The following is a 19,949-nucleotide window of genomic DNA, read 5'->3' as shown; positions in this document are numbered from 1 at the left end:
TTTCCGTTGATCCCGAATAAGTCCAGATTGCCCTGTATTTAAGTCCAACATATAACGAGGCATGGGAATTTCGGTCGATACCTTCTTTCTGAAACCGGGCGGTCAGGGCACTCTGCAGGCGCAGATCCAGCAGATGATTGCCGAGGGCATCCTGTCAGGCCGCTTTCATGTCGGTGAGAAACTGCCGTCGTCGCGCAAACTGGCCGGGCATCTGGGTGTCAGCCGCATCACGGTGACGCTGGCCTATACCGAGTTGCTGGCAAATGACTATCTGACGGCCAAAGGCCGGTCCGGGTACTACGTGTCACAGAACGCGCCGGTGCCACCGAAATACACACCGGTTCAGCGCAGCGAAGAAACCGTCAACTGGGACGCCGCACTGGCCCGCCGCTTTTCCGAGGGTGATTTTCTGGCCAAGCCACCGGATTGGCGGGAATACAGCTATCCGTTCATCTACGGCCAGGCCGACCGCACCCTGTTTGATCATGCGAACTGGCGCCTCTGCGCCGTTCGAGCCCTTGGCCACAAGGATTTCGACTCGCTGACCGGCGACTACGTGGATCAGGACGATCCGTTGCTGATCGAGTTCATTGCCCGCCACACCTTGCCCCGCCGCGGTATCGCCGCTCGGCCCGAGGAAATCCTGATCACGTTGGGCGCTCAGAACGCCCTTTGGCTGACCTCGCGCATTCTTCTGGGCCATGGGCGCAAGGCTGCGATCGAGGATCCCAGCTACTACGCTCTGCACGAGCTTATGCGCTGCTCGGATGCCTCGATGACACCATTGCGGGTGGACAAGGATGGGTTACCGCCCGAGTCCATCCCGGACGGCACCGACGTGATCTACACCACGCCCAGCCACCAATGCCCGACAACCGCGACAATGCCCGTCGCCCGGCGTCACGACCTGTTGAAACGTGCCCGCGAACTGGACGCGATGATCGTCGAAGATGACTATGAGTTCGAGATGGCCTTCCTGGGTGCCCCGTCCCCGGCGCTCAAGTCGTTGGACAAGGATGGGCGTGTGGTCTACGTGGGCAGCTTTTCCAAGTCTTTGTTCCCGGGACTGCGGCTGGGGTACATGGTCGGATCCGAACCGTTCATACGCGAGGCCCGCGCGCTGCGGTCGCTCGTTTTCCGACACCCACCCGGCCATATCCAGCGAACGGCGGCCTATTTCCTGTCGCTCGGGCACTATGACGCCCAGATACGGCGTATGTCCAAGGCTCTGATGCAGCGGCGCAAGACGATCGAGGACGCGATCGAGGCGAACGGGTTGACCGTGGCAGGGCGCGGGGTCTTCGGTGGATCGTCGATGTGGATGAAGGCACCGGACCACGTCGACACCGCGGAATTGGCGAAAACGCTTCAAAATCAGAGTGTTCATATCGAGCCCGGCTCTGCGTTCTTCTCGGGGCCGGATCGGCCCAGGAACTATTACCGCCTCGGGTATTCCTCGATTTCGGCTGACCGGATACCCGCGGGAATCGAACGGGTTGCGGCCGTGATCCGGGCCTGCTGAGGCCACACTGGACCTACTCCGGCGCCGTGTCTGGCCCTAACCCAGATGCCCCCGTTGCGCCAAAACCAATGGCAAGCCAAGGCGTATCGCCTGACCGTTTCCACCATTGCTTGGAGAGCGTCCAAATGAAAATGACGACAGAAGAGGCCTTTGTTAAGGTTCTGCAGATGCACGGCATCGAACACGCGTTCGGGATCATCGGCTCGGCCATGATGCCGATCTCGGACCTGTTCCCCAAGGCCGGAATCATGTTCTGGGACTGCGCTCATGAAGGCAGCGCCGGCATGATGGCCGACGGCTACACCCGCGCCACCGGCAAGATGTCGATGATGATCGCGCAGAACGGCCCCGGCATCACCAACTTCGTCACTGCCGTCAAAACCGCCTATTGGAACCATACGCCGCTGCTGCTGGTCACCCCGCAGGCCGCGAACAAGACCATCGGACAGGGTGGGTTCCAGGAAGTCGAGCAGATGAAACTGTTCGAGGACATGGTCGCGTATCAGGAAGAGGTCCGCGATCCATCCCGCGTCACCGAGGTTCTGAACCGCGTGATCATGAAGGCCAAGCGCGCCAGCGCCCCGGCCCAGATCAACATCCCGCGTGACATGTGGACTCAGGTCATTGACGTCGAACTGCCCGCGGTTGTCGATTTCGAGCGTCCCGCAGGCGGTGAAACCGCTGTCGCAAAGGCCGCCGAACTGCTGTCGAATGCCAAAAACCCCGTGATCCTGAACGGAGCGGGCGTGGTGCTGGCCAAAGGCGGCATCGAGGCCTCCAAGGCTCTGGCCGAGCGTCTGGATGCGCCGGTTTGCGTCGGCTACCAGCACAACGACGCCTTCCCCGGCAGCCATCCGCTGTTTGCCGGCCCGCTGGGCTACAACGGGTCCAAGGCAGCGATGGAGCTGATCAAGGAAGCCGACGTGGTCCTGTGCCTCGGCACGCGCCTGAACCCGTTCTCGACCCTGCCGGGCTATGGCATGGAATACTGGCCGGCTGACGCCAAGATCATCCAGGTCGACATCAACCCCGACCGGATCGGCCTGACCAAGAAGGTCTCGGTCGGTATCGTCGGCGACGCGGCCAAGGTGGCGAATGGCATCCTGGCGCAGCTGAGCGACACGGCCGGAGACGAGGGCCGCGCCGAACGCAAGGCCAAGATTGCCGAAAAGAAATCGCGTTGGGCCCAGCAGCTCAGCAGCATGGACCACGAGGACGACGATCCGGGCACCAGCTGGAACGAGCGCGCACGCGCGGCCAAGCCCGATTGGATGAGCCCTCGCATGGCCTGGCGCGCCATTCAGGCCGCACTGCCGAAAGAAGCCATCATCAGCTCGGACATCGGCAACAACTGCGCCATCGGCAACGCCTACCCGTCCTTTGAGGAAGGTCGCAAGTATCTGGCCCCCGGCCTGTTCGGACCATGCGGATATGGACTGCCCGCCATCGTCGGCGCCAAGATCGGCTGCCCGGACGTGCCCGTAGTGGGTTTTGCCGGTGACGGCGCCTTCGGCATCGCGGTGAACGAACTGACCGCCATCGGCCGCGAGGAATGGCCTGCCGTGACGCAGATCGTGTTCCGCAACTACCAGTGGGGCGCGGAAAAACGCAACTCGACCCTGTGGTTCGACGACAACTTCGTGGGCACCGAACTGGACACCAAAGTGTCCTATGCCGGCATAGCCCAAGCCTGCGGCCTTAAGGGTGTCGTCGCCCGCACAATGGACGAGCTGACCGCCGCCCTGAACCAGGCCATCGAAGACCAGAAAAACGGCATCACCACCCTGATCGAAGCCCTGATCAACCAGGAACTGGGTGAGCCGTTCCGCCGCGACGCTATGAAAAAGCCTGTGGCGGTGGCCGGTATTTCGGCCGACGACATGTTGCCGCAGCAGGTCTGAGCGGGAACGGAGCTGGAGCGGATGACCCTGACACCCATTGAGTTGTTGCGTCAGCAAGCTCCGGCAATCCGGCCAGTCGTTGCACTGAGCGAAGGCAGTGATCCCCGCATCGTTGCGGGGGCGCTTGCCGCCCGGTCCGCAGGGCTGTCCGACATCATCCTTGTCGGTCCGCGGGCAGAGATCGAAACCGAGTTGCTGGCGCAGGGCGCCGCATCGGGCGATGACCTTTCCATCCATGACCCGACCGAGTCGCCGCTGACCGAGGAGTTCGCGGCCATCTACCACGATCTGCGCCGGCACAAGGGCGTGGATGCGGTGTCGGCCCGGTCCGCCGCCGAAACGCCCTTGGTCTACGCGGCCATGCTGGTCCGGACGGGCCGTGCCACGGGAACGGTCGGTGGCGCTGTCCACACGACCGGTGAGGTGGTTCGCACGGCGATTCAGGTGATCGGCCTGGCCCCGGATGCCGGATTGGTGTCCTCGTTTTTCCTGATGTACCCGCCGGATCCGGGCGGACCTGATGCGCGCGCGATGCTGTTTTCCGATTGCGGGCTCGTGATTGATCCGACCGCATCGGAACTGGCCCATATCGCGGCGGCCTCGGCCCAGTCGGCCCGGGCCATCCTGCGGGAACAGCCGTCGCTGGCGATGCTGAGCTTTTCAACCAAAGGCAGCGCAAGACATCCCGGTGTCGACAAGGTTACCGAGGCAACGCGCCTTTTGCGCGAACAGCATCCCGAGCTGCATGTCGACGGCGAGCTGCAATTCGACGCGGCTTTCCACCCCCCCGTCGGCCAGAAAAAGGCTCCGGGATCGACTGTGGCCGGCAAGGCCAACGTCATGATCTTTCCCAATCTGGACGCGGGAAACATCAGCTACAAAATCACCCAGAGGATCGGTGGATACATGGCGATCGGTCCGGTGCTGCAGGGTCTGGCCCGACCGGCGAATGATCTGTCCCGGGGCTGCAGCGCAGAGGATGTCGACCAGATGATCGCCGTGACCGTGCTGCAGGCATTGGGAACATGACCATCAAATCTGACGCCATCGTCAGAACAGTATTCTAAATCCGAGCTGAAAGTGACAAGTTCGTCCCGACGCAAACGACTGGATCCGCAAATGACCCATCAGCAGCCAATCCTCGACACGTCCCCCAAGGTCTCGGACGAGGTTCGCAAGACAACCTGCTACATGTGTGCCTGCCGGTGCGGGATCAACGTCCACATGAAAGATGGCAAGGTCGCATATATCGAGGGCAACCGTGACCACCCGGTGAACAAGGGGGTTCTGTGCGCCAAAGGCAGCGCGGGCATCATGCAGGTCAACGCCCCGTCACGCCTGCGCGCTCCGCTCAAGCGGGTGGGTCCGCGCGGGTCGGGTGAGTTCGAGGAAATCAGCTGGGACGAAGCGTTGGACATCGCGGTCGGCTGGCTCAAGCCGCTGCGCGAGGACAACCCCGAGAAACTGGCCTTTTTCACCGGCCGCGACCAGTCGCAGTCCTTCACCAGCTTCTGGGCCCAGAATTTCGGCACCTGCAACTATGCGGCCCATGGCGGTTTCTGCTCGGTCAACATGGCGGCCGGCGGCATCTACACGATGGGCGGCGCGTTCTGGGAATTCGGCCAGCCCGATTGGGACCGCACCAAGCTGTTCATGCTGTTCGGCGTGGCCGAGGACCATGACAGCAACCCGATCAAGATGGGCATTGGTAAGATCAAGGCGCGCGGTGCCCGCGTGATCGGGGTGAACCCGATCCGCACCGGCTACAACGCAGTGGCCGATGACTGGGTCGGCATCACGCCCGGCACCGACGGTCTGTTCATCCTGTCGCTGATCCATGTGTTGATGAAGGCCGGCAAGATCGACCTGGATTACCTGAGCCGCTACACGAATGCGCCGGTGCTCATCAACGCCGCCGAAGGCCCCGAGAACGGCCTGTTTCTGCGGGACGCGGATGGCAAGCCGCTGGTGATTGACCGGGTCACCGGGCAACCGACGGCCTTTGACAAACCGGGCGTCCGGCCCGACCTGACCGCCACCTATGAAATGGACGGCATCACCCACAGGCCGGTCTTCCACCTGATGGCGGAAAAATACCTCAGCGACGAATACGCCCCCGAAGCGGTGGCCGAGGAATGCGGCGTACCCGCCAGCCGGATCCGCGCCATCGCCGGTGAGCTGGCGCGCGTCGCTTTTGACGAGGCCTTCGAGCTGGACCAGGAATGGACTGACTTCCGGGGCGAAAAGCATAGCAAGATGATCGGCCGGCCGGTGGCCATGCATGCCATGCGCGGCGTTTCGGCCCATGCCAACGGGTTTCAGACCTGCCGTGCGCTGCACGTGCTGCAGATCCTGCTTGGCACGGTCGAAGTCCCGGGTGGGTTCCGCTTCAAGCCGCCCTATCCGAAGCCGGTCGAAGCACACCCGACCCCCCATTGCAAGGTCACGCCAAACTCTCCCCTGGACGGCCCGCATCTGGGTTTCGTGCGCGGCCCCGAAGATCTGGCCCTGAAGGCCGATGGCAGCCCGGCGCGCATCGACAAGGCCTTTACCTGGGAAAACCCGATGTCCAGCCACGGGCTGATGCACATGGTGATCTCGAACGCTCACGCGGGCGATCCCTACAAGATCGACACGCTGTTCATGTACATGGCCAACATGTCCTGGAACTCGACCATGAACACCAAGGGCGTGATCGAGATGCTGACGGATAAGGATGACAACGGCGACTACGTGATCCCGCGGATCATCTATTCCGACGCCTATTCCTCGGAAATGGTGGCCTATGCCGACCTGATCCTGCCCGACACGACCTATCTGGAGCGCCATGACTGCATCTCGCTCCTCGACCGCCCGATCTGCGAGGCCGACGGAGCCGCAGATGCGATCCGCTGGCCGGTGATCGAACCCGATCGCGACGTGCGCGGATTTCAGACGGTGCTGATCCAACTGGCCAACAAGCTGGGTCTGCCGGGTTTCACGGATGAGGACGGCTCGGCCAAGTATACGGACTACGCCGACTACATGGTCAACCACCAGCGTAAGCCCGGGATCGGCCCGCTGGCTGGGTTCCGCGGCGCAGATGGCTCGCAGGTGGGTCGGGGCGACGTGAACCCGAACCAACTGGAGCGCTACATCGAGAATGGCGGCTTCTACCTGGAACACATCCCGGACGAGGCCCTGTTCTACAAACCCTGGAACGCCGCCTATCAGGACTGGGCAGTGGGAATGGGCCTGTATGACAGCCCGCAACCCTACCTGTTCCAGCTCTATTCCGAGCCGATGCGCAAGTTCCAGCTGGCCGCCGAAGGCTATGGTGACCGCCAGCCACCCGAACACCTGCGCGGCCGTATCAGGGAAACCATGGACCCGCTTCCGATCTGGTACGAAACCGACCAGACCGGAAACGAGGGCTTTACCGTCAACGCCCTGACCCAGCGCCCCATGGCGATGTATCACAGCTGGGGCACCCAGAATGCCTGGTTGCGGCAACTGCACGGGCGCAACCCGCTTTATGTTCCCACCAAGCTGATGCGCGAACACGGACTGAAGGACGGGGATTGGGCCAAAGTCAGTTCTCCGCACGGAGAAATCACTGTGCCGGTGATGGAAATGGCGGCGTTGAACGACAACACCGTCTGGACATGGAACGCCATCGGCAAACGCAAAGGGGCATGGGCGTTGCAGCCCGACGCGCCCGAGGCAACTAAAGGATTCCTGCTCAACCACCTGATCCACGAATTGCTGCCGCCCAAGGGCGACGGTCTGCGCTGGGCCAATTCCGACCCGATCACGGGACAGGCCGCGTGGTTTGACCTCAAGGTCAAGATCGAAAAAGCCGAAGCACCGGCAGACGCCCAAAGCCAACCGGAATTCCCGCCAATCAAGTCTCCGGTCGGCACCGGCCCCAAGGATCTTGCATGGAAGATCGGCAAATGACCCAGCGCCACACTCCATTTGGCCCGCAATACTCCGGGGATGAATTGAGCCGAGCGGCTCAGGAGGGGGCTGGCCCCCTGTCGGCCCCGGCCCTCGACAAAGAGCAGACGCCATGACCCAACTTCCCCAATCCACCGAGCGAAAAATGGGCCTGGTCATTGACCTGGATACCTGCGTCGGCTGCCACGCCTGCGTGATCTCCTGCAAGGGCTGGAACACCGAGAACTACGGCGCGCCCCTGTCCGATCAGGACGCCTATGGCGCCGACCCCTCGGGCACATTCCTGAACCGGGTGCACTCCTACGAGGTGCAGCCGGCCGAAGGTGCCGCCCAGCTGATCCATTTCCCCAAATCCTGCCTGCATTGCGAGGATGCCCCCTGCGTCACCGTCTGCCCCACCGGCGCCAGTTACAAGCGGGTCGAGGACGGGATCGTGCTGGTCAACGAAAGCGACTGCATCGGCTGCGGCCTGTGCGCCTGGGCCTGCCCCTATGGCGCGCGCGAACTGGACGCCGCAGAGGGCGTCATGAAGAAATGCACCCTGTGCGTCGATCGCATCTACAACGACAACCTGCCCGAGGAAGATCGCGTTCCCACTTGCGTGCGGACCTGCCCCGCGGGTGCCCGCCATTTCGGTGACCTGGGCGACCCCGACAGCGAGGTCAGCCAACTGGTGGCCGAGCGCGGCGGAATGGATCTGATGCCCGAAATGGGCACCAAACCGGTCAACAAATACCTGCCACCCCGCCCCAAGGATACGGTCGAAGAGCAGATCGACATCCTGGCGCCCCTGCTGGCGCCGGTCGCCGACGAGCCGAAGGGCTTCCTTGGCTGGCTGGACAAGGCATTGGAGAAGCTCTGACATGCATCCCGCACCTTCCGTCATCCTGTTCACCACCCTGTCGGGGCTGGGCTTCGGCCTGCTGTTTTTCCTGGGCCTCGGCTTTCCGAATGTCTCGGGCTGGGTGGCCTTCGTGTTCTTCGCCATCGCCTATGCGCTGTCCGTGGGTGGGCTCATGGCCTCGACCTTTCACCTCGGCCACCCCGAGCGCGCCCTCAAGGCGTTCACCCAATGGAAGACAAGCTGGCTCAGCCGCGAGGGCTGGTGCGCAGTTCTGGCCCTGTTGGTCATGGGGCTCTACGCGATCGGTGTGATCTTTCTGAACCAACGCTGGTCCGGTCTGGGTCTGATCGGTTCGCTGCTCTCATTGGCGACCGTTTTCACCACCTCGATGATCTACACGCAACTCAAGACGATCCCGCGGTGGAATCTGACACTGACGCCCGTGATGTTTCTGAGCTTCAGCGTGGCTGGCGGCGCGCTTTTGGCGGGGCAGACCGCGTTTGCGATCCCGCTGCTGTTGATCGCCGCGCTGGTTCAGATCCTGTACTGGCGTTCGGGCGATCAGGCCTTGGCCAACTCGGGAACCAACCTTGGTACGGCAACTGGCCTTGGCGACCGGGGTTCTGTCCGCGCGTTTGAACCGCCGCATACAGGAACCAACTATCTGCTGCGCGAATTTGTTCACGTTGTCGGACGCAAACACGCAGACAAGCTGCGGGCCATTTCCTTTGCCTTGGCCTTCGTGGTTCCCGTCGGTCTGTTGATCCTACCGTTCAACCACCTGGTCGGAGCGCTGGCGGTGCTGTCTCATATGGCGGGTATCGCAACTTCGCGCTGGCTGTTCTTTGCCCAGGCTGAACATGTGGTCGGGCTGTACTACGGCAAGCGCTAAGTCACCCTGCAAACAAGAAAAGGGCGGTGCCGGTTCTCCCGGACACCGCCCTTTTTCTTTCGGAACGCGCCTGATCAGATCAGGCCTGCATGCTCCATCGCGGCATCAATCGCGGCCTTTGTGCTGTTTTCCAGCGTCGTCAGCGGCGACCGCACTTCTTCGGTGCAGCGTCCCAGTTTGCTGAGCGCGTATTTCGCACCCACCAGGCCCGGTTCGATGAATATGGCTTCGTGCAGCGGCATCAACCGATCCTGATACTCCAGCGCCGTCGCATAGTCGCCGGACAGGGTCGCCTGCTGGAACTCGGCACACAGCTTCGGGGCCACGTTTGCGGTGACCGAGATACAGCCGACGCCACCATGGGCGTTGAAACCCAGGGCTGTCGCGTCCTCACCCGAAAGCTGGCAGAAGTCTTTGCCGCAGGAAGCGCGCTGCTGGCTGACGCGGGCAAGATCGCCCGTGGCGTCCTTGACACCGATGATTCGAGGCAGTTGCGCCAGCGCACCCATGGTGTCCGGGTTCATGTCGATGACCGAGCGGCCCGGGATGTTGTAGATGATGATCGGAATATCCGCACAGTCATGCAGCGCCCGAAAATGCGACAACAGACCTTTCTGAGTCGGCTTGTTGTAGTAGGGCGTGACGACCAGGGCCGCATCCGCACCCACTTTCTGTGCGAATCGCACGAACCGGATGGCTTCGACCGTGTTGTTTGACCCGGCCCCGGCGATGACCGGCACGCGCCCCGCGGCGGCCTTGACCACCTCGGCCACTACGGTTTCGTGTTCCTCGTGGCTCAGCGTCGGGCTCTCGCCGGTCGTGCCGACGGGCACCAGACCGGTCGACCCTTCGGCAATTTGCCATTCCACCAATTGTTTGAGCGTATCCAAGTCCAACTCGCCGTTGCGGAACGGGGTGACGAGAGCTGGCATCGAGCCTTTGAACATGGAACGCTCCTTGAGGTTCAATCGTGTGATGCGCGCCGCGGGCCGACACGAATTTAGGTTTCTTGAGTTGATCCCGGCGGCGCAAGGTTTATCCTGAATGGCTGTATCCTCGGTTGGTCGGGAAATGCAAGGGATGACACGGATTCTGTCGCTGATCGCGACGATGATTCTAGCTTTGACGCTTCAAACTCAGGGCGTGCGGGCCGATGCGGTATCCGATCTTCGGGCCGCAATGTCCGAAATGCGCAAAGGCGACTGGAACGCCGCCTTGCGCGTGGCCGGCACCCGCGGCTCGGTCGCGCGCGACATCATCGTGTGGCACTGGCTGCGCCAAGGGTTTGGCAGTTCGGGCGATGTTCTGGTCTTTCTGGACCGGCGGCCCGATTGGCCGGGCCTTGCCTGGCTGCGCCGCAAAAGCGAGCCGTCCTTTACCGGCGCGGACCCGGACCGGGTGCTGAAGTTCTACAAGGACAACCCACCACAGACCGCCGAAGGAGCTCTGAACTATGCCGTGGCACTGAAGGCCAAAGGCCGGACCGGTGAGGCCGAGGCGGATATCGTCACTGCCTGGCGGACGATGCCGATGGGTTCGGGCCTGCAGCAGGACTACGTTCAGAACTTCGGGTCATTGCTGAAACCGCATCACGAGGCTCGTCTGGACCGGATGCTGTGGGATGGCCATCTGATCAGCTCGACCCAGATGCTGCCACTGGTCAGCGAAGACTACCGCAAACTGGCCGAAGCGCGGATCGCCCTGCAAAAGCGCCAACCCGGCGTGGATGGCAAGGTTGCCGCCGTTCCGAAGGCGCTTGCCGATGATCCGGGGCTGGCCTTTGACCGGTTCGTATGGCGGGACCGCAAAGAGCTGGACGACAGCGCCATTGACCTGATGCTGGCGCGCTCGACCAGCCCACAGGCGCTGGGCGAACCCGACAAGTGGGCCGAAGGGCGGCGCAGGCTGGCTCGGCTGGAAATGCGTCAGGGTGATGCGAACCGGGCCTATGCCATCGCCGCCAATCACCACATGACACCCGAGATGGGGTATGGTTATGCCGACCTTGAGTGGCTGTCGGGTTTCCTGGCGTTGCGCAAGCTGAACGACCCGGCCACAGCGGTTCGGCATTTCCAGAACTTCCTGGGGGCCGTGAAGTCTCCGATCTCGATGGGTCGGGGCGGGTATTGGCTGGGCCGGGCCTACGCTGCCACCGGAAACGCCGAGAAAGCCTATGAGGCTTATGCAATCGGCGCCGACTACCAGACCTCGTTCTATGGCCTGTTAGCTGCAGAACAGATCGGACGGCCATTTGACAGCGACTTGGCCAACCCGCGCCGGGCGCCCCATTGGAAACAGGCCGAGTTCGCCAAGTCCAGTGTGCTTGAGGCGGGGCTGCTGCTGATACGAGCTGGTGAGCCGGAATTGGGCGAACGGTTCCTGACGCACCTGGTCGAAAGCCTGGATCCGGTGCAGGCCGGCCAGCTGGGTGATCTGGCGGTCGAGTTGAAGGAGCCGCACTTGGCGGTGATGATCGCCAAACGGGCCGCGACGAATGGCGTGGTATTGCCTGCGGCGTATTACCCGGTCCATCCCGTTGCGGATATCGGATTGCCCATGGCCAAGGAAATGACCCTGGCCATCGCCCGTCGGGAAAGCGAATTCGACCCGGTTGTAATCAGCGGTGCCGGCGCGCGCGGCCTGATGCAGGTGATGCCTGCGACCGCCAAGCTGGTCGCGCAGGAACTGGGCATTCTCAGCGGCCATCAGACGGGACGTTTGACCTCGGATTGGCGATACAACGCCAAACTGGGGGCAAATTATCTGGCCGGGCTGGCTGACGAATTCAACGGCAACGTCGTGATGATGGCCGCAGGTTACAATGCCGGCCCCAATCGCCCGAAATCATGGATGGACCGCTACGGCGACCCGCGAACGGGCGCAGTGGATATCGTCGACTGGATCGAGACGATCCCATTCAACGAGACCCGCAACTATGTGATGCGGGTGACCGAAAGCCTGCCCGTCTACCGCGCAAGGCTGGGCAAACCCGCGCTGCCGATCCCCTTCTCGCAGGAGTTGGTCGGATCAACCCTGTCTGCGTTCGCGCCATAGGGTGAACAGACCCGCCGCCACCACCAGCCCCGCCCCCGCGACCACCGCGGGGCGCAGGGTCTCGTCAAAGATCGTGATGCCCAGGATTGCGCTCCACATCAGGTGGAAATAGGCAAAGGGCTGTACGGCGCTGGCCTCGGCCATCTCGTAGCACTTGATCAGCAGCCAATGCCCCAGAACACCGGTGATGCACAGCAGCCCCATCCAGAACCAATCCCGCGGTACCATCGGCTCCCAGAACCACAGGCCGATGCAGGTCATGACCAATGCTCCCACGATCCCGGTCCAGAAGAAGCTGGTTGCGGTGCTGTCCTGACGCGCGGCATAGCGGGTCAGCAGACCGTAGAACGCAAACATCAGCGCCGAGATCAGGGGGATCACTGCCCACGGATTGAAGACGCCCATGCCGGGCTGCAGAATGATCAGCACGCCAACGCATCCGACCCCGATGGCCGACCAGCGCCGCCAGCCGACCTTCTCGCCCAGCACCGGCCCGCTGAGCGCGGCGACCAGAAGAGGATAACAGATGAACACCGCCTGGCTCTCGATCAGTCCGAGAATGGTAAAGCCGTAGACGGCGACGCAGATCTCGCCGGCAAGCAGCAGGCCGCGCAGGATCTGCAGGCCCGGTTGCCTGGTCCGGGCCGCGGCCGCCAGACCGCCGGGTGCACGTGCCGCCAAGGCAATCACGAAGGCCGCAAAGAACCAGTATCGCAGCATGACCACCATGTAGGTGTTGTACGTGCCAGCCAGATGACGCGAGATGCCGTCCTGCAGCGCAAACACGATCGTGGCCGCGATCATCAGCGCAATACCCGCCCGCACGTTGTTTGTCTGGGTCATGCCTTGGTCGCCCGCGTCATGTGCCGTTTGCGGCCGTATCCCGGCGCGCGGGATACCGAAAACCCGGCATCCTGCAACCCACGCCGCACGAACCCGGCTGCAGTATAGGTGGCAGCCGTCCCTTCGGGCGCGGTATGGGCCGCCACTTGCCGCATCATTTCCGGCTGCCACAGCTCAGGGTTCTTGGCGGGCGAGAACCCATCCAGGAACCAGGCATCGGCGAGCCCGTCCCAAAGGGGCAGGGTCTGGCGGGCATCACCTTCGATCACGGTCAGACGCAGCGTGTCCAAATCACAGCCGCCACCCTGCCATCGGTCAAGGAACCGGTCGGCCCAAGGCGCCAGCTCGGGAAAGGCCGCAAGCGCGCGTTTCATGTCGGCAGGGGCCATTGGAAAGGCTTCGAAACTGGTGAACGTCAGCGGACCCGATTGTCCGGACTTCTCCCATTCCGACCAAGCGGTCAGCATGTTCAGTCCGGTTCCGAATCCCAGCTCGGCGATGTGAAAGCCGGGGGCAAAGCGCGCGGGCAGATCGTTGCCCTGCAAAAAGACATGACGGGTCTCCTCCAGTCCGTTCTGAAGGCTGAAATAGGGGTCGTCGAAACGATCAGAAACAGGGACTGTCTCATCCCTCCACGACAATTTGGCGCGCTGGTCTGCCATCGGGAATTCCTGTAGCTAAGCGGCGCGACACTGAACAAGGAAAAGGGGATTGGCAATGGTCGATGTGACGATCCGCGGGGCTGGGATATTCGGCCTGTCCATCGCCTGGACCTGTGCGCGACGTGGCGCCAAGGTTCGGGTCGTCGATCCCTACGGCGCTGGTTCAGGGTCCAGCGGCGGGCTGGTGGGTGCCCTTGCCCCGCACGTTCCGGAAAACTGGAACGACAAGAAAGCATTCCAATTCGAAAGCTTGCTGATGGCCCAACCGTTCTGGCGGCAGGTTGAAGCCACCGGCGGCGTTTCGCCCGGCTATGCGCGTCTGGGGAGGATCCAGCCCATCAACGACCAAAAGAGCCTCGACCTTGCACATCAGCGTGCGACCTCGGCCCGCGACCTGTGGCAGGGCCGGGCTGAATGGACCGTGGTCGAGGCGCGCTCGGTCGGATCATGGTGCCCGCCCAGCGCAACGGGATTCGTCATCCACGATACGTTGAGTGCACGCATGCATCCACGCCGGGCCTGCGCCGCGCTGGTGGCCGCGCTGGCCGTGATGGGGGTTGAGGTCGTGCCCGAGGCCCCGGACACCGGGGCAGTCATTCATGCGACCGGGGTGTCCGGCCTGTTGGAACTGTCCGATGCTTTCGGCAAGGCGGTCGGAAACGGGGTCAAGGGACAGGCGGCACTGCTGCGCTTCGACGCGGGCCAAGTGCCGCAGCTGTTTGCGGAGTCGATCCATTTCGTGCCCCACGCCGACGGGACACTGGCCATCGGCTCGACGTCTGAGCGGGCCTATGACGACCCGACCGGCACCGATGCTGCGCTTGACGATGTGATCCAGCGCGCGTTGCAGGCGGTTCCTGTTCTACACGGCGCGGAGGTGATCGAGCGTTGGGCCGGGGTCCGCCCCCGCAGCAAGAGCCGAGCGCCGATGCTGGGCGCACACCCGCTGCACAAGGGCCAGTTCATTGCCAATGGCGGCTTCAAGATCGGGTTCGGCATGGCCCCAAAGGTGGCCGAGATCATGGCAGATCTGGTGCTGGACGGACAGGATTCGATCCCCGAAGGCTTCCGCCCCGAGGCGTCACTGTGACCGTGGAAGGGCCACGGCCTGCATGCACTGCCGACCGTCCGGACCGCGGACCCATAAATCGTTTCCGTTTCGGCACAGCGTGGCAGGCTCGAAATGCATCAGCGGAGAGGACGCGCGAAAGGAGAACTCGGCCAGCGGCCCCATGAGATCAGTGGCGAGCAGCATCAGGTGTTGCGCCAGAAGCGGTCCATGAACCACCAGCCCGGCATAGCCTTCGACATCGCGGGCATAGTCAAGGTCATAGTGGATGCGGTGGCCATTGAAAGTCAGCGCCGAGTACCGAAACAGCAGCGTGGTGTCGAACGCGACCTGGCGCAGGTCTGTTTCGTCCGTCCGGGCAACCGAGGCCTCTGGTTTTGGTGCATCGGCCGAGGGGTCCTCGCGATAGACAAGGTCCTGCCATTCGGTCAGGCACAGCGTATCGTCCTGCCAGATTTCGCGCTTGAGGGTCACAAACCCCAAGGGCCCGGTCCGTCCAGTTTTGGTGCTCACATTGCTCAAGGTCGAGCGGCGTTCGGCTGGTGTGCCAGCAATCAGCGGAGCGGCGAACCGTAATCGCCCACCGGCCCACATCCGACGCGGAAGACCGAGATCGGGGACCAGCCCTCCGCCCACCGCGGGATGGCCGTCGCGACCCAAACCTTCGGGCGGGCGCGGTGACCAGAAATACAGCTGGTGAAAGAACGGCGGCAGCGACGTGCCCATGCCGATCGAAGGTGCCTGCCCCAACGCGACCTGAAACGCCGCCGCCCGGGCAGGGTCCATCACGTCGTGCTGAATTTCCGAGGAAACTTGATCCGTCATGGCCGCACCCTAAGCAGGCTCGGCCAGCCCGACAAGGCTCAGAAACCTGCTTCGGCCCGCAGCTTCTCCATCAACTGGCCCAGCGTCCGTTCGTACCGGTCGCTGCGCAACCGACCTGAATCGTCGAACTCGTTCGAGCTGTCGGCCAGATGAATTTCGGGGCCCTGCAGGATGCGCGGCTGAAACGGCACCATGAAAGACCGCAGGATCATCTGCGCCCGTTCGCCTCCGGCCCGGCCCGCCGCCGCGGACATCACCGCAACCGGTTTGTCGGCCCAGGGATTGCCCTTGGTCCGGCTGACCCAGTCCAGCGCGTTCTTCAGAACGCCTGACGGCCCCTTGTTGTATTCCGGAGTGGAAATGACCACCGCATGGGCACCGGCGATCTGATCCGCCAGGATCTGAACTTCGGCCGGGATCCCCTCGGCCTCCTCAGCATCTCCATCATAGAGTGGCAGATTCAGATCAGCTTCGATGAACGTTCCCGCGCCGAACAGGCGCGCCGCTTCACGGATCAGGCGTCGATTGGTGGCGTTCTGCCGCAACGAGCCGGACAGGCCCAGAAGGATCGGTTCGGACATCAGGATATCTCCGTCATGTGTTTCGGCTGCAGTTTAGTCATCCCGACCGCAAACCATAGCCCGCCTGACGCGCAGTCAGTGTGCAAAAAAGAAAGGGGCCGCTCGCGGCGGCCCCCGGCAGTTGGCTGTTGATCGGCTCAGGCGTTGCCGCTTGGCACGATCACGATCTCGACCCGGCGGTTCTGCGCCTTGCCCTCGGGCGTCAGGTTCGAGGCGATCGGTTGGTTTTCACCGCGGCCGATCGTGGCGATACGCGCATAGCTGACGCCATTGGCCTGCAGAACATCCGCCACCGCGTTGGCGCGGCGTTCGGACAGGATCTGATTGTAGCCGGCTTCACCATCGCTGTCGGTGTGCCCGATGATCTGTACGTTCGAGTTGGGATAGTTCACCAGGTTTTGCCCCACGCGGACCAGATCCGCCCTCAGCGCAGGCCGGACCGTGGCGCTGTCGGTGTCGAAGGTGATGTCATTCGGAACCGTGACGATCAGCCGGTCTCCGGCGTTGACGATCGTGATACCGTCATTGGCCAGTTGCTGACGCAGTTCGGCTGCCTGCCGGTCCAACTGGTTGCCGATCAACCCGCCGCCGGCAGCACCGATGGCCGCACCGGCAACGGCACCCAGCCCAGGGTTCGAGTCATTGGCGATGGCGCCAACACCGGCGCCAATCAGACCGCCCAGCAACGCTCCCTGCTTGGCGTTCTGGTTCGGGTCGTCCTGAACCCGCAACGTACCGGGGTCGGTACAGGCCCCCAGCACAAATGCGGCGCTCAGCCCGACCGGCAGCAAGAATCTGGAAATTTTCATGGGTTCACCTTCTGCTCCTGCACCCGTTTTTCCGGGTTACGTGTTTGACGTGATTATAGCACGCCTGACACAAACAGGCTCAAGCGACAAAAACGTGAGATCGGCGAATACCCGCCGCCCCCAAGGCGCTCAGAAATCCGGCAGAGCGCGAAATTTCATCGATATGCCATCCTCGGGGTGTTTGACGCGCAATTCCTCGGAATGAAGCATCAGCCTGGGGAAATCGCGCGCCGGTCCTTCGGCATAGAACGGGTCGCCCAGGATCGGATAGCCCAGTGCCTGCATATGAACCCGCAACTGGTGCGAGCGACCGGTTTTTGGAAACAGGCGAACGCGGGTGGTGTCCCCTTCGTACCGGACGACCCGCCAATCCGTGACTGCCGGCTTTCCGGTCTCGTGGCACACCATCTGGCGCGGCCTGTTGGGCCAATCCACGATCAACGGCAAGTCTACCGTGCCGGTCTTTGGTTCCACCCGGCCCCACACACGGGCGACGTAGGTTTTTCGTGTCTGCCGGTTTTCGAATTGCTGTCCCAGATATCGTTGGGCGTGCGGGGTCTGGGCAAAGATCATGACGCCTGAGGTATCGCGGTCCAACCGGTGGACCAGCAAGGCCTGCGGAAATGCAGCCTGCACACGGACCAGCAGACAATCGGCCAGGTGCTCTCCACGGCCGGGCACCGACAGCAGGCCCGCCGGCTTGTTCACCACGATCACCTGCGCATCCTCGTGCAGCACGTCAAGCGGCGTTTTGGGGGGATCATAGGTATCGCTCATGCGGGCTGCCTATCGCAGGGCGCCGCCTCTCGCAACGTCGTCCTTGCGATGAGAAGGCTTCTCGGCAACTCTCGCGCCAGGCAGAGGAGATGACATGCACCCGACGATCGAACGAATGCAGGAAGTGGTCGCCAAGGGCGACGAGAGCCTGATCCATGAATTGCTGGCCGAAGACGTGCAGTTCCTTCCGCCGACCTACTACAGCACCTGGACAGGCCGCGCCCCGGTGGCGGCGGTATTGGGTCATGTCGGACAGGTTTTTTCCGAGTTTCGCTATCGCCGGATCATGGGCGATGGCAAAGACTGGGCATTGGAGTTTCAATGCAAGGTGGGTGAACTGGACGCTGTTGGCGTTGACCTGATCAAGCTCAACGATGACGGGCTGATTCAGACATTCGAAGTCGCCATGCGTCCCTACAAGACCGTTGGCGCCCTGCGCGAGGCCATGATGGCGCGCGTCATGAAAGACCACCGGTTCCTGGAATTTCGGAACGCTTTGAGCTGAGCCACCCGTGTCCATTGCCGCCGATCAGCTTCTGAGAGTTCCGCTGCTGCCGGTGTTGGCGGCACAGGCTCTGCTGGTTCGGCAGAGGGCCGTGCGGCTGCCCGAACCTTCCGGTGCGCGTGAGGGCCGGCAAGGCCGCGGGCCGAGACTGCGCTTGCTGATCGCAGGCGACAGTTCAGCCGCAGGCGTTGGGGCTGGCACTCAGGAACAGGCGCTGTCGGGCCAGTTGGTGAAACTGCTCAGCCGCCAGTTCAGCGTTGAGTGGCGCCTTGTTGCAACGACCGGCCACACGACCGGTGACACGATCGAAGACCTGCGCGGGATCGAAGGCCAGTTTGACGCGGCTGTTACGGCCTTGGGCGTCAACGACGTCACTCGAGCCGTGTCCTGCAGCCGGTTCAAACGGCAACAGGCCGAGTTGATGCGCTTGCTCACCGTTGATCTGGGCGTGCGGACTGTGATCGTGACGGGCGTCCCGCAGATGGATCGGTTCCCGGCGCTGCCACAGCCCTTGGCATGGGTTCTGGGAAGGCAATCCGCGCGCCTTGACGAGGGGCTGAGAGAGGTGATCTCGAGCTTTCCACAGGCCCGGCATCTGGCGCTGCACCTGCCCGACGATCCGGCCCTAGCCGCTGTGGACGGCTATCACCCAAGCCCCAAAGCCTATCGCCTTTGGGCAGAGCAGGCCGCGCGAATGATCCTCGATCAGGTCTGACCGCGCACCTGACGGATCATGGGCACTGAATAGACAACCAGTGCGGCCCAAATCAGCGGAAAGGCAATCATGCGCCCGCGGTCGATCTGCTCACCAAACAGCGTGATCGCCGTGATGAATATCATGGTCGGCGCGATGTACTGCAGGATGCCCATGGTCGAAAGTCGCACCAGCTTGGCCCCGTTGGCATAGACCAGCAGCGGAACAGCGGTCACGATACCCGCCCCGGCCAACAGCATGGTATCTGTTGCGGCGCCTCCAAAATGTCCGGTGCCCTGCACGCCCAACCAAGTCACATAAGCCAGCGCGGGAACCAGCAAAATCAGAACCTCGAGCAGGAATCCCTGGTTTGGTCCGATGGGCAACGAGCGCTTGAAGAACGCATAAAATCCCCAGCTGACCATCAACCCCAGCGCCGCCCATGGCAGACGGCCGGCCTCGACCACCAGAACCAGAACGCCCAAGGCGGCAAGCCCCACGGCAATCAACTGTGTTCGGGTCAGGGACTCGCGCAGCAGGATCGCTCCCAGCGCTATGCTGAACAGCGGGTTGATGTAATACCCCAGCGCCGCGTCCAAAGCGTTGCCACTGGCGATCGCCCAGACGTAGATAGCCCAGTTCACCGAAATCAGGGCCGCCGTCAGGCATGCCATTCCCAACATGCGCGGATCACGCAGCGCCGCCTTCAGATCACCGGTTCGCCCCAGCGCGACCAGCAACAACCCGGCCACCGGCACCGACCAGATGATGCGATGCGCCACGATTTCGACGGGACCGATATGCGCCATTGCCTTCATGTAGAGCGGCAGAAAACCCCAAAGGACATACGCCGTAACAGCCAGCGCAAGGCCTTTTGGCGAATCCGTGTTCTGGGTTTGGGTCGGGCGCTCGGCCATGAATGGTCTCCAGCTGATACCCCCCGTCTTTAGGCAAAGTGCTTTGCCATTGAAACTCAGAAAAGCTTGAAGACGCCCATAACGAATTGTGATGGGTCGGCAACCCCATCGTCAG

At 62.7% G+C, this 19,949-nt stretch carries 18 protein-coding genes; 10 read left to right on the top strand and 8 right to left on the bottom strand.

Annotation, left to right across the window (positions count from 1 at the left end):
• Positions 1-61 precede the first annotated feature (61 nt).
• From pdxR to ACR3EL_RS02310, 6 genes are all read left to right on the top strand, one after another.
• Positions 62-1,522 (top strand): MocR-like pyridoxine biosynthesis transcription factor PdxR, encoded by a 1,461-nt coding sequence (pdxR, locus tag ACR3EL_RS02335; protein WP_170341373.1) that lies wholly within the window; start codon positions 62-64, stop codon positions 1,520-1,522.
• Positions 1,523-1,647: 125 nt separating this feature from the next.
• Positions 1,648-3,423, top strand: a complete 1,776-nt coding sequence (gene xsc / locus ACR3EL_RS02330; RefSeq protein ID WP_170341371.1) for a sulfoacetaldehyde acetyltransferase — start codon at positions 1,648-1,650, stop codon at positions 3,421-3,423.
• 21 nt (positions 3,424-3,444) lie between these two features.
• Positions 3,445-4,452 carry a phosphate acetyltransferase gene (pta, locus tag ACR3EL_RS02325; protein WP_170341369.1) on the top strand — a complete coding sequence of 336 codons (1,008 nt, stop codon included), beginning with the start codon at positions 3,445-3,447 and terminating at the stop codon, positions 4,450-4,452.
• Between the two features lie 90 nt (positions 4,453-4,542).
• Positions 4,543-7,362 carry a molybdopterin oxidoreductase family protein gene (locus ACR3EL_RS02320; RefSeq protein WP_170341367.1) on the top strand — a complete coding sequence of 940 codons (2,820 nt, stop codon included), beginning with the start codon at positions 4,543-4,545 and terminating at the stop codon, positions 7,360-7,362.
• Between the two features lie 112 nt (positions 7,363-7,474).
• Complete coding sequence (locus ACR3EL_RS02315) at positions 7,475-8,224, top strand: 4Fe-4S dicluster domain-containing protein (RefSeq protein ID WP_170341366.1); 750 nt, start codon at positions 7,475-7,477, stop codon at positions 8,222-8,224.
• 1 nt (position 8,225) lies between these two features.
• On the top strand, positions 8,226-9,098 hold the full coding sequence (locus ACR3EL_RS02310; protein WP_170369211.1) for a dimethyl sulfoxide reductase anchor subunit family protein: 873 nt from the start codon (positions 8,226-8,228) through the stop codon (positions 9,096-9,098).
• A gap of 74 nt (positions 9,099-9,172) precedes the next feature.
• On the opposite strand, the gene dapA is transcribed toward ACR3EL_RS02310, so the two are convergent.
• Complete coding sequence (dapA, locus tag ACR3EL_RS02305) at positions 9,173-10,045, bottom strand: 4-hydroxy-tetrahydrodipicolinate synthase (protein ID WP_093964297.1); 873 nt, start codon at positions 10,043-10,045, stop codon at positions 9,173-9,175.
• A gap of 133 nt (positions 10,046-10,178) precedes the next feature.
• Between dapA and ACR3EL_RS02300 the strand changes: the two genes are divergently transcribed.
• Entirely contained in the window at positions 10,179-12,152 is a 1,974-nt protein-coding gene (locus tag ACR3EL_RS02300) for a lytic transglycosylase domain-containing protein (protein WP_170341362.1), read from the top strand.
• On the opposite strand, the gene ACR3EL_RS02295 is transcribed toward ACR3EL_RS02300, so the two are convergent.
• Both ACR3EL_RS02295 and mnmC2 read right to left on the bottom strand, forming a co-directional pair.
• Positions 12,126-12,995 (bottom strand): DMT family transporter, encoded by an 870-nt coding sequence (locus ACR3EL_RS02295; RefSeq protein WP_093964295.1) that lies wholly within the window; start codon positions 12,993-12,995, stop codon positions 12,126-12,128. The two genes, ACR3EL_RS02300 and ACR3EL_RS02295, sit on opposite strands and share 27 nt — an antisense overlap.
• Complete coding sequence (gene mnmC2 / locus ACR3EL_RS02290) at positions 12,992-13,657, bottom strand: tRNA (5-methylaminomethyl-2-thiouridine)(34)-methyltransferase MnmC2 (RefSeq protein ID WP_170341361.1); 666 nt, start codon at positions 13,655-13,657, stop codon at positions 12,992-12,994. The genes ACR3EL_RS02295 and mnmC2 overlap by 4 nt, the downstream gene beginning before the upstream one ends.
• A 55-nt stretch (positions 13,658-13,712) precedes the next feature.
• Here mnmC2 and ACR3EL_RS02285 point away from each other — a divergent pair, with 55 nt between their 5' ends.
• Complete coding sequence (locus ACR3EL_RS02285) at positions 13,713-14,747, top strand: NAD(P)/FAD-dependent oxidoreductase (RefSeq protein ID WP_480720280.1); 1,035 nt, start codon at positions 13,713-13,715, stop codon at positions 14,745-14,747.
• Here the strand turns inward: ACR3EL_RS02285 and ACR3EL_RS02280 are convergent.
• The 4 genes from ACR3EL_RS02280 to ACR3EL_RS02265 all read right to left on the bottom strand — a co-directional run bounded on the left by ACR3EL_RS02280 (position 14,739) and on the right by ACR3EL_RS02265 (position 17,718).
• A complete protein-coding gene (locus tag ACR3EL_RS02280; protein WP_480720277.1) occupies positions 14,739-15,551 on the bottom strand; it encodes an HTD2 family dehydratase in 813 nt (270 codons plus the stop codon). The two genes, ACR3EL_RS02285 and ACR3EL_RS02280, sit on opposite strands and share 9 nt — an antisense overlap.
• Before the next feature lie 38 nt (positions 15,552-15,589).
• Entirely contained in the window at positions 15,590-16,132 is a 543-nt protein-coding gene (locus tag ACR3EL_RS02275) for an NADPH-dependent FMN reductase (protein WP_170451355.1), read from the bottom strand.
• 137 nt (positions 16,133-16,269) lie between these two features.
• Positions 16,270-16,941, bottom strand: coding sequence for a YiaD family glycine zipper/OmpA-like lipoprotein (locus tag ACR3EL_RS02270; protein WP_170341353.1), 672 nt, complete (start codon positions 16,939-16,941; stop codon positions 16,270-16,272).
• Positions 16,942-17,070: 129 nt separating this feature from the next.
• Positions 17,071-17,718, bottom strand: coding sequence for an RluA family pseudouridine synthase (locus ACR3EL_RS02265; RefSeq protein WP_480720274.1), 648 nt, complete (start codon positions 17,716-17,718; stop codon positions 17,071-17,073).
• 94 nt (positions 17,719-17,812) lie between these two features.
• On the opposite strand from ACR3EL_RS02265, the gene ACR3EL_RS02260 reads away from it, so the two are divergent.
• Positions 17,813-18,223, top strand: a complete 411-nt coding sequence (locus ACR3EL_RS02260; protein WP_480720272.1) for a nuclear transport factor 2 family protein — start codon at positions 17,813-17,815, stop codon at positions 18,221-18,223.
• Positions 18,224-18,230: 7 nt separating this feature from the next.
• Positions 18,231-18,938, top strand: a complete 708-nt coding sequence (locus ACR3EL_RS02255; RefSeq protein ID WP_480720270.1) for an SGNH/GDSL hydrolase family protein — start codon at positions 18,231-18,233, stop codon at positions 18,936-18,938.
• Here ACR3EL_RS02255 and rarD read toward each other — a convergent pair.
• On the bottom strand, positions 18,929-19,834 hold the full coding sequence (gene rarD / locus ACR3EL_RS02250) for an EamA family transporter RarD (RefSeq protein ID WP_170342316.1): 906 nt from the start codon (positions 19,832-19,834) through the stop codon (positions 18,929-18,931). The genes ACR3EL_RS02255 and rarD overlap by 10 nt on opposite strands.
• Positions 19,835-19,949: the final 115 nt, after the last annotated feature.

The organism is Ruegeria sp. BJ3 (assembly GCF_056535665.1).
Note: the sequence above shows the minus strand (reverse complement) of the source record. Positions and strands in the feature narration are given on the sequence as shown.

What these genes read in the sequence shown, in the direction of transcription:
- ACR3EL_RS02315 (WP_170341366.1), top strand. Translation starts at nt 7,475, where the DNA reads ATGACCCAACTTCCCCAATCCACCGAGCGAAAAATGGGCCTGGTCATT.
- ACR3EL_RS02295 (WP_093964295.1), bottom strand. Translation starts at nt 12,995, where the DNA reads ATGACCCAGACAAACAACGTGCGGGCGGGTATTGCGCTGATGATCGCG.
- xsc (WP_170341371.1), top strand. Translation starts at nt 1,648, where the DNA reads ATGAAAATGACGACAGAAGAGGCCTTTGTTAAGGTTCTGCAGATGCAC.
- ACR3EL_RS02270 (WP_170341353.1), bottom strand. Translation starts at nt 16,941, where the DNA reads ATGAAAATTTCCAGATTCTTGCTGCCGGTCGGGCTGAGCGCCGCATTT.
- ACR3EL_RS02280 (WP_480720277.1), bottom strand. Translation starts at nt 15,551, where the DNA reads ATGACGGATCAAGTTTCCTCGGAAATTCAGCACGACGTGATGGACCCT.
- pdxR (WP_170341373.1), top strand. Translation starts at nt 62, where the DNA reads ATGGGAATTTCGGTCGATACCTTCTTTCTGAAACCGGGCGGTCAGGGC.
- ACR3EL_RS02300 (WP_170341362.1), top strand. Translation starts at nt 10,179, where the DNA reads ATGACACGGATTCTGTCGCTGATCGCGACGATGATTCTAGCTTTGACG.
- dapA (WP_093964297.1), bottom strand. Translation starts at nt 10,045, where the DNA reads ATGTTCAAAGGCTCGATGCCAGCTCTCGTCACCCCGTTCCGCAACGGC.
- pta (WP_170341369.1), top strand. Translation starts at nt 3,445, where the DNA reads ATGACCCTGACACCCATTGAGTTGTTGCGTCAGCAAGCTCCGGCAATC.
- ACR3EL_RS02320 (WP_170341367.1), top strand. Translation starts at nt 4,543, where the DNA reads ATGACCCATCAGCAGCCAATCCTCGACACGTCCCCCAAGGTCTCGGAC.
- ACR3EL_RS02310 (WP_170369211.1), top strand. Translation starts at nt 8,226, where the DNA reads ATGCATCCCGCACCTTCCGTCATCCTGTTCACCACCCTGTCGGGGCTG.
- mnmC2 (WP_170341361.1), bottom strand. Translation starts at nt 13,657, where the DNA reads ATGGCAGACCAGCGCGCCAAATTGTCGTGGAGGGATGAGACAGTCCCT.
- rarD (WP_170342316.1), bottom strand. Translation starts at nt 19,834, where the DNA reads ATGGCCGAGCGCCCGACCCAAACCCAGAACACGGATTCGCCAAAAGGC.
- ACR3EL_RS02265 (WP_480720274.1), bottom strand. Translation starts at nt 17,718, where the DNA reads ATGAGCGATACCTATGATCCCCCCAAAACGCCGCTTGACGTGCTGCAC.
- ACR3EL_RS02260 (WP_480720272.1), top strand. Translation starts at nt 17,813, where the DNA reads ATGCACCCGACGATCGAACGAATGCAGGAAGTGGTCGCCAAGGGCGAC.
- ACR3EL_RS02275 (WP_170451355.1), bottom strand. Translation starts at nt 16,132, where the DNA reads ATGTCCGAACCGATCCTTCTGGGCCTGTCCGGCTCGTTGCGGCAGAAC.
- ACR3EL_RS02285 (WP_480720280.1), top strand. Translation starts at nt 13,713, where the DNA reads ATGGTCGATGTGACGATCCGCGGGGCTGGGATATTCGGCCTGTCCATC.